This is a genomic window from Lacisediminimonas sp., assembly GCF_030645335.1.
Lineage (GTDB): Bacteria > Pseudomonadota > Gammaproteobacteria > Burkholderiales > Burkholderiaceae_D > Lacisediminimonas.
In genome coordinates this window covers 1-7,588 of the sequence record NZ_JAUSNH010000093.1, presented here as the reverse complement: position 1 = coordinate 7,588, position 7,588 = coordinate 1, and the positions used below count along the sequence as shown (strand labels likewise).

Genomic DNA, 7,588 nt, shown 5'->3' with positions numbered 1-7,588 from the left:
CGAACCGGAAGCGCACGTGAGTGCGCAGAGAGCGACAATGACATAAAACCTCCAGGGTGCATTAGCGAGCACACCGAGTGCGCGAAATTCGCACCGATGGCAAATTAAGCATTTAGAAGGTTAAATACGGAAGCAGCAGTGCTGAATCGACAATGTTGGCGCGGTCGTCCGCGTTAACAGGAGAGATTGCCGCGAGTTGTCAGTTGGAATGGCAATATCTGGAACGGCATCTATAACAAGCGAGAGCGGAATAAACGGCTGAACAATAGGCGCAACGGGCTTGTCCAGCGACTGGCTACCGCTTCGATCATGTGCGTGGCACAAGTTAAGTTGCACAGTTTCTTCACTGGCACAACCGGACATATCAGGCTGTGCCACGTGCGGCGAGGTTGCACTCACCGAGACTTGGGCTTTCATGAGGTTTGGGCAGGAGTATGCCGCCACAGCAAACTGCATAAACAGTAGGCTGAACAGCATGATACTCACTGAAATAAAACGTGATGGGCGGGTAAATTTCATAAGCCTGGAAGAACTTGCTATCAGAGCGAGTACTGCACATAGCATGATTCGAACAGACTGTCAGGAAGCTGACAGCAAGATTACAATATTGAAATCACGATCAAACTAATGGTTAGACCCGCCGTCAAAAAATTACGCTGTGCCGATGGCGCTATTTCGTGTTTAGATGACTCGAGATCATTGCGGCTAGTTGGACTTACGGCATCATTAAGCGCATTTTGTGCGACTTGTGTTCCGGTAAGACCGAATCCGCAAGCACCGGTAAAGAGTGCAGTGACGGGAGCAGTTTCGCATAACTAGGAGATTCATGATTTCGTGCCAATGAGGTGGCACCTTTTCAGCGGGTTATAGCCGGTTTGGATTCTCGTTGTCCCGCGTGAACAGCTTGCACGACGAGAGTGGCGACTCCGCCACCGCGCCGCACGCTCTTGCCTTATTCACTTGGCGGCGCGCGGCGCCCGGGAAAAGTCTCTGCCGCGCCTTGAACACAAAAATTCTGACGCCTCCGCCGCATTCCGCCCGCAAGCAGGCCTATGCGCTGGAGCGATGTGGATTTAGAGAGCCAATGCGCGAATTCTTCCCACCCCCTCTATGCTCTTCGGAAAGAACAATCGGAATCTAGCGCCCTCTCCACCTTCACTTTGGGCACAGGCTGTTCCCGAATGCACGGCCATGATCGCTCGCACGATGGAAAGCCCCAGACCGGTGGATGCAGTCGTACTGGAGCGCGACGGGTCGGCGCGATAGAAGCGGTCGAAGATGCGCTCGAGATGGTCGGCACTAATCCTTGCGCCGGTGTTCCTGACTTCGATTTCGCAACCTTCCGCGCGCTGGTGGGCAGATATTTCGACCTCACCACCGGCTGGCGTATGAGCGACGGCGTTGGACACGAGGTTGTTCAGAGCTCGCTGAAAAAGCATTGGATCAGCGAAGACCTCACCCGAGCTTGCTCCTACAATCAAACGCACGTTACCCTCTTCTGCCAGAATAGAGAAATAGTCGTGCACGCGGGCCAGCTCATCTCTCAGAACCAGGTTTTCACGTCGAATGGCGAGCTGTGCGTTCTCAGCCCTGGCGAGGAACAAGGTGTTCTCGATCAGCTTAGATAGCTGTTCATATTCTTCGAGGTTAGAGGCGAGCAGGCGTTCGTACTCCTCTGCGTCACGTATCCGGGACAGTGCCACCTGAGTCTGCATCATCAACGTATTGAGGGGAGTTCTGAGGTCGTGGGCAAGGTCAGCTGAGAAGCGGGACAGACGGTCCACCCCTTCCTGTAGTCGATCAAGCATTGCATTGAAAGCGGCGATGACAGCATGCAGCTCGAGCGGGGCGCCCTCCGTATTGAGCCTCGCATACAACTGCCGGGTAGTAATACTGTTTGTCTTTTCAATAACGAGATCCAAGGGACGCAAACCGTATCTGACTACCCCATAGCCCAAGGCGGCAGCAAGTGCTGATCCGAGCAGCATCCCCAAAAGGATCGTCAGTCCGTAGCGATCGAGAAGTGCAGACCTATCAGAATCCTCGACCGCCACAAGGATGCGTACATTGGTCTCCGCCGGAGCGGCGATCTTTCCTATAGCCCCCACAATCAAGCCCTTCCCTTTTTCCGGCGTCCATTCGCGAATATCTTGGTCAGCGACTTCGCGTCCGCTTTCCACCAGCGGGACCGGCGGTAAGGGGCGCGACGGTCTGCCGAAAGTAAAGAACGGCCGTCCCTCCATAGTCTCCAGTTGGAGCACAAGGCTGCGGTGTCCAATCAGCGCGTCCTGTAAATCGCGAGGCGATTTTTCAAGGCTGGCAAGCGATGAATACTCGCTCAAGAGATGCCTAACCAATTCAACCTTGCCCGCTATCTCGTGCGCGTCCCTCCGGCGGAGTTCCGTATCCAGTGCCTGGTACAAATAGGCGCCGACCAGGGAGAATGTGGCAGCTGCAACCGCTGCAAATAGGCCTGCCAGCCTCAGCGTCAGGGATAGTACGGCCGGTTTACCCGCCGCGGTCTTCCAGTACATAGCCCATACCTCGCACCGTGTGGATGAGACGCAGGCTAAAGGGTTCGTCTACTTTTGCCCGCAGCCGTCGAACTGCCACATCAACTACATTTGTATCTGAATCAAAATTCATGTCCCATACTTGGGAAGCAATCAGCGACCGCGAAAGCACTTCTGCGGGACGACTTGCAAGCAGATGCAGCAGGGAAAACTCCTTGGGTGTCAGATCGATCCGAGTACCGCCCCGTGTCACTCGGCGCTTGAGAATATTGATCTCAAGATCGGCAATCTGAATCATCTCGCTTTCCCTCACAGCCCCACGACGCAGCAAGGTCCTGATTCGAGCGAGCAGCTCAGCAAATGCGAACGGCTTTACCAGGTAATCGTCCGCACCCAGCTCCAAGCCTTTGACACGATCATTCACCTCGTCTCGTGCGGTGAGGAACAACACCGGCACGTTCTTGCGCTCCCTTAATCTGCGCAAAACCGTCCAACCATCGAGCAGAGGAAGCATCACATCGAGCACCACCAAATCGTACTGGTGCTCGAGCGCCAGATGCAAGCCGTCCTCACCGTTAGCAGCAAGGTCAGCAACAAAACCCGCCTCACGCAATCCCTTTACCAAATAGTTTCCTGTCTTGGGTTCGTCTTCAACGATCAGTATTCGCATCTAGTGTGTGTTCCTCAATCGGCTTCCCAGTACGCTCGTTGGTGCAATTTTTGCTTCTTGCCAGCGGCCGTTTCTAATCAATTGGGGTATCCGTCCTTTTTACGACACTCTTTTCATAAGGAGATCACCATGCTACCAAGTAAGAAGTCTTCACGCACTGTCGCCTTCGTCATTGCAGTAGGCCTTGCGGCTTCCCAATCGACTGCAGCATTGGCCGACGGACCAGGACGCGGACTGACCGCGCAGTTCGAACGCGATTACCTGGCACAAGTGATTGACCATCATTTCTCCGCTCTCAGAATGACCGAACTGGCCGCTGGTACCGACACTCAGCGCGACCCCGCGGTCAATAATCCGCAAGAAGGGACCGCGCCCACGCCAGGCGCAACTGCTAGTCCGGCGAAAGCTACCGACGGTCAAATACGCAGCATGGCGAGGCAAGCAAATCGCGCGCAGCGGGAAGAGATCGCCAAAGCGCAAAAGCGGATGCGCGACTGGTATGGAAACGATCATCAGCCCAGCTTGACTCCTGAAGGACAACAGGGAATTCATATCCTCGAGCAAGCCCCCACTGGGACCGCCTTTAACCAAGCATTTCTTGAAGTGTTTAGCAGCCATCATTATTCAATCCTGGCGCCCAGCGTGGATTGCCTGGTCAAATCGGACCTGGCGCACGACGATCTGCGACGTACCTGTGAGAATGTCGTCGTGACGCAAAAGAACCAGATCAATGACATGCGACAGATGCTTTGTAAGATGTTCAGCATCTGCGACTTCCTGCCCGGCGGGATTCGCGGCCAGCGTAGCTGAAGCTTAACGTGCTGAGCGATCGTCACTTGCACCACTCGGCAACAAATTCTCCTTAGCTGCCTTTGTCGCACTCACCGGTGTCGCACATGCTGATGCCGATCATGCCCATCCGGATCGCGGCCGCAGCCAACAACACAGCTCGATTGGTGTGCCGGCAGGTCGCCGGAGACCGGGCCGGGCGCACCGTTGACCGTCTCTCCGCGCTTTGCCGGGATGTTGCCCGGGTTGAAGCGCATAGTGTTGTTCATATTGCGGTACTGGGATCTTTCGATGAATTGAAAGAACATGCGGAGACGATGCGCAAGATGTTGGATGGAGCATGCCGGCCTTGTGAATTCCTAGACCAGTTCGCCGGATTTTACCGGAGCGACCGACACCATGTTCTCGTCGGCGAGCAAACCGTTGAGTCTCAATTTGCTTCATTAGCCGAAGAGAAGCCAGCGCAGTCACAGCCTGCCTACTTCGGGATTCGCCCTTCCAAACCCGGCTTGGACTCGCCAGATTGAATCAAGTGGGTCTCCATGTGCGCCGGCGGAGTTGACCGCAAACATTTACCGGCATTAGTCCCGTGGGAGTGCTTCTCACCGGCAGTTTGCCTTTGCTCCCATGGGGTAATGGCGCACACTGCTTCTGCAAGAGAATGGTGGGGCAGAAATAAAGCCAGGATCCAGATTACGGACAGCTCCAACGTATCCTCCGGTGAAAAATCGCCTCACCGGAACGCTAGCATTTGCTAAATGACAGGAAGATTACCGGCTCATTACGAAGTTTTCACACTTGTCGTGAAATTTGCGCTTTGCCGTTCTCGTTCTCTAACATTTTGTCTATCCACCCCAAGCGTCTTGCACACGGATCGAGAAAATAGGAGCAATTTCGATGAAACAACAAAGTCACAAAAGCGCCAACGATAGCGATCTTCCCAAGATTACAAAACCGTAATGAAGCTGCCATGTAACGGTTGCGAGCCCTTGGCTATGCTCTTGTTGTAAATGGATCATTAGGAGCATTCCATCAAAACGGTCAAACACATTCTTGGCGCTCCGCATTTCACTGCGCTCACTCGACTGAAGGAAATCATGTCACTTATACGCTGGACGGCAATCGCCATGCTGGTCGTGGCGCCTGTCGCTGTTGCGGCTCAAGAAAATACACGTCCAATGGACCCGTCCAACCCGGCCGTGGAAAGCGCGTCGTTCGCCTACGAGTCTGCCCTCAGCGGCTACCGGTCGATGCCGGAGGACGGCGAAGCGCCGAAAAGCGTCTGGCGTGCGGCCAATGATGAAATGGCGAGCTTGGGCGGCCATGCGGGCCATCTCAAGGGCGCTCCTGGCGACGCGTCACCGTCGCCTCAGGCCGACATTCCACAGGTTGCACCGAAAGCCAAGACGTTGCCTGCCGGTCACGCCGACCACGGCATGGACCAGAACAACAAAGGAAAATAACGATGTCCTTCCCATTACCTCGCGCATTCCCGCGCCAATGGCGATTGCGGCCCGTCGTTCTGGCCGCATCCGCGCTCGTCTTGACGGGCTGCGCCACCTTTTCCAGTGATGGCGGACTCGACTCTGTCTCGGCCATCACCAAGGAACGGACCGGTCAATCGGTTCGTCAAGCAACGACCGACGCCAACAAATCCGATATTGACACCTCAGTTGCGCAGATTCTAAGCAAGCCATTGACCGCGGATTCGTCAGTACAAATTGCGCTGATGAATAACCGCGGCTTGCAGGCATCGCTGGCTGACCTGGGAATCGCTGAAGCAGATCTGGTGCGGGCCGGCCGAATGGGCAATCCAAGCTTTTCGTTTGCCCGGATGCGCCGCGGCGACGATGTGGAAATCGAGCGCAGCATCATGTTTGATCTTATCGGACTGCTGACCATTCCGATTCGCAGCAATATCGAACAGGGCCGGTTCGAGCAAGCCAAGCTGCAGGCGGCCATAGAAGCGGTGCGTGTGGCCGCAGATACGCGGCGCGCGTACTTCAACGCCATCGCAGTTTCGCAAACCGCCCAGTATATGGAGCAAGTCGCTGCCTCCGCTGAAGCCGGGGCCGAATTGGGCCGGCGCATGGCAAAAGTGGGCAACTGGAGCAAGCTGGATCAGGCGCGTGAACAGGTGTTCTATGCCGACGCCATGGCACAGGTCGCACGCGCGCGCCATAACGTTAGGGCCGCGCGCGAACAACTGACCCGCATGCTGGGCCTGTGGGAAGACAAGACGGCATTCACGTTGCCGGAGCGTTTGCCTGAACTACCCAAGGCAGCCAAAAAAGTCACCGACGTCGAGTCGCAAGCAATGCAACAGCGGCTCGATGTCCAGATGGCACAACGTAATGCGCAAGCGACTGCAAGCGCACTGGGACTGTCCAGAGCAACCGGCTTTATCAATGTGCTACATGCCGGTTACGCCAACATGAGTGAAACCGGCAGTCCGCGTGCCAACGGCTATGAGGTGGAGCTAGAGCTGCCTATTTTTGACTGGGGCCGCTCCCGTACCGCCAAAGCCGAAGCCATCTATATGCAGTCGGTGCACCGCACTGCCGACGTCGCGATTCGCGCACGCTCGGAAGTGCGCGGCGCTTACTCAGCATATCGCACCGCCTACGACGTAGCCAAGCACTATCGCGATGAAATCATGCCGCTGCGGAAAAAAATATCGGATGAAATGCTCCTTCGCTATAACGGCATGCTGATCGGTGTCTTCGAGTTGCTTGCCGATTCACGCGCCCAGGTCAACAGCGTCAATACCGCGATCGAGGCGCAACGGGATTACTGGCTGGCCGAAACCGATTTACAGGCAGCCATCAATGGCAGCGGCGGCGCAGTGACGCAAATGCGCGGTAGCGCGGCGGCGGCGGTAGCCGGCGCAGGACATTAACGAAAGGAATGACAATGGTTTCACGCAGAGATTTTTTCAAGGGTGCCGGTGCAATTGCAGTCGGTGCCGGTCTTGTCAGCAGGGTCGGCGCCGCATCGCTTCCCGAAGCGCCATTAATGAGCGACGCCACCACGCAGCCGCCGCTAATGCCAACCAACGGGCGTCCGTACAACCCGGTGGTGACGCTGAATGGCTGGTCGCTGCCATGGCGCATGAACGATGGCGTCAAGGAGTTTCATTTGATCGCCGAGCCAGTGGTGCGCGAACTCGCCCCCGGCATGAAAGCCCATCTGTGGGGTTACAACGGACAGTCGCCGGGACCGACGATTGAAGTCGTCGAGGGCGACCGGGTACGGATCTTCGTCACCAACAAGCTGCCGGAACACACCAGCATCCATTGGCATGGACAGCGGCTGCCGAACGGCATGGATGGGGTCACCGGATTGACCCAACCAGGCATCCCAGCCGGTAAAACCTTCGTCTACGAATTTGTCGCGAAGCGTCCCGGCACCTTCATGTATCACCCGCACGCCGACGAGATGGTGCAGATGGCAATGGGCATGATGGGCTTTTGGGTTACGCATCCGAAAAATATTAACTCCATGAAGGTCGATCGCGACTTTGTGTTCCTGTTAAATAACTTCGACATTGAGCCGGGTGCAGCCACGCCGAAAACGAGCACGATGCTCGACTTCAATCTGTTCGCCTTCAACAGCC

General features: G+C 55.9%; 8 protein-coding genes. 5 read left to right on the top strand and 3 right to left on the bottom strand.

The genetic code is table 11. The annotated features are described in order from the left end of the window. Window positions 1-120 precede the first annotated feature (120 nt). The 3 genes from Q7T64_RS06460 to Q7T64_RS06450 form a co-directional block, all read right to left on the bottom strand. Window positions 121-519 (bottom strand): hypothetical protein, encoded by a 399-nt coding sequence (locus Q7T64_RS06460; RefSeq protein WP_304793050.1) that lies wholly within the window; start codon window positions 517-519, stop codon window positions 121-123. Window positions 520-1,073: 554 nt separating this feature from the next. Further along, window positions 1,074-2,534 carry a heavy metal sensor histidine kinase gene (locus Q7T64_RS06455; protein ID WP_304793047.1) on the bottom strand — a complete coding sequence of 487 codons (1,461 nt, stop codon included), beginning with the start codon at window positions 2,532-2,534 and terminating at the stop codon, window positions 1,074-1,076. Continuing rightward, window positions 2,509-3,183: a heavy metal response regulator transcription factor gene (locus Q7T64_RS06450; protein ID WP_304793044.1), complete on the bottom strand. Its 675-nt coding sequence runs from the start codon at window positions 3,181-3,183 to the stop codon at window positions 2,509-2,511. The genes Q7T64_RS06455 and Q7T64_RS06450 overlap by 26 nt, the downstream gene beginning before the upstream one ends. 129 nt (window positions 3,184-3,312) lie before the next feature. Between Q7T64_RS06450 and Q7T64_RS06445 the strand changes: the two genes are divergently transcribed. The 5 genes from Q7T64_RS06445 to Q7T64_RS06425 form a co-directional block, all read left to right on the top strand. Next, window positions 3,313-3,993 (top strand): DUF305 domain-containing protein, encoded by a 681-nt coding sequence (locus tag Q7T64_RS06445; protein WP_304793041.1) that lies wholly within the window; start codon window positions 3,313-3,315, stop codon window positions 3,991-3,993. Between the two features lie 86 nt (window positions 3,994-4,079). Next, window positions 4,080-4,499 carry a hypothetical protein gene (locus Q7T64_RS06440; protein ID WP_304793036.1) on the top strand — a complete coding sequence of 140 codons (420 nt, stop codon included), beginning with the start codon at window positions 4,080-4,082 and terminating at the stop codon, window positions 4,497-4,499. A gap of 570 nt (window positions 4,500-5,069) precedes the next feature. After that, a complete protein-coding gene (locus Q7T64_RS06435; RefSeq protein ID WP_304793033.1) occupies window positions 5,070-5,435 on the top strand; it encodes a hypothetical protein in 366 nt (121 codons plus the stop codon). Between the two features lie 2 nt (window positions 5,436-5,437). Then, a complete protein-coding gene (locus tag Q7T64_RS06430) occupies window positions 5,438-6,871 on the top strand; it encodes a TolC family protein (RefSeq protein ID WP_304793030.1) in 1,434 nt (477 codons plus the stop codon). A 14-nt stretch (window positions 6,872-6,885) separates the two neighbouring features. Continuing rightward, window positions 6,886-7,588 (top strand): multicopper oxidase domain-containing protein (locus tag Q7T64_RS06425; RefSeq protein WP_304793027.1); only part of this gene is annotated, 703 nt, incomplete at its 3' end.

What these genes read in the sequence shown, in the direction of transcription:
- Q7T64_RS06435 (WP_304793033.1), top strand. Translation starts at nt 5,070, where the DNA reads ATGTCACTTATACGCTGGACGGCAATCGCCATGCTGGTCGTGGCGCCT.
- Q7T64_RS06450 (WP_304793044.1), bottom strand. Translation starts at nt 3,183, where the DNA reads ATGCGAATACTGATCGTTGAAGACGAACCCAAGACAGGAAACTATTTG.
- Q7T64_RS06455 (WP_304793047.1), bottom strand. Translation starts at nt 2,534, where the DNA reads ATGTACTGGAAGACCGCGGCGGGTAAACCGGCCGTACTATCCCTGACG.
- Q7T64_RS06445 (WP_304793041.1), top strand. Translation starts at nt 3,313, where the DNA reads ATGCTACCAAGTAAGAAGTCTTCACGCACTGTCGCCTTCGTCATTGCA.
- Q7T64_RS06460 (WP_304793050.1), bottom strand. Translation starts at nt 519, where the DNA reads ATGAAATTTACCCGCCCATCACGTTTTATTTCAGTGAGTATCATGCTG.
- Q7T64_RS06440 (WP_304793036.1), top strand. Translation starts at nt 4,080, where the DNA reads ATGCTGATGCCGATCATGCCCATCCGGATCGCGGCCGCAGCCAACAAC.
- Q7T64_RS06430 (WP_304793030.1), top strand. Translation starts at nt 5,438, where the DNA reads ATGTCCTTCCCATTACCTCGCGCATTCCCGCGCCAATGGCGATTGCGG.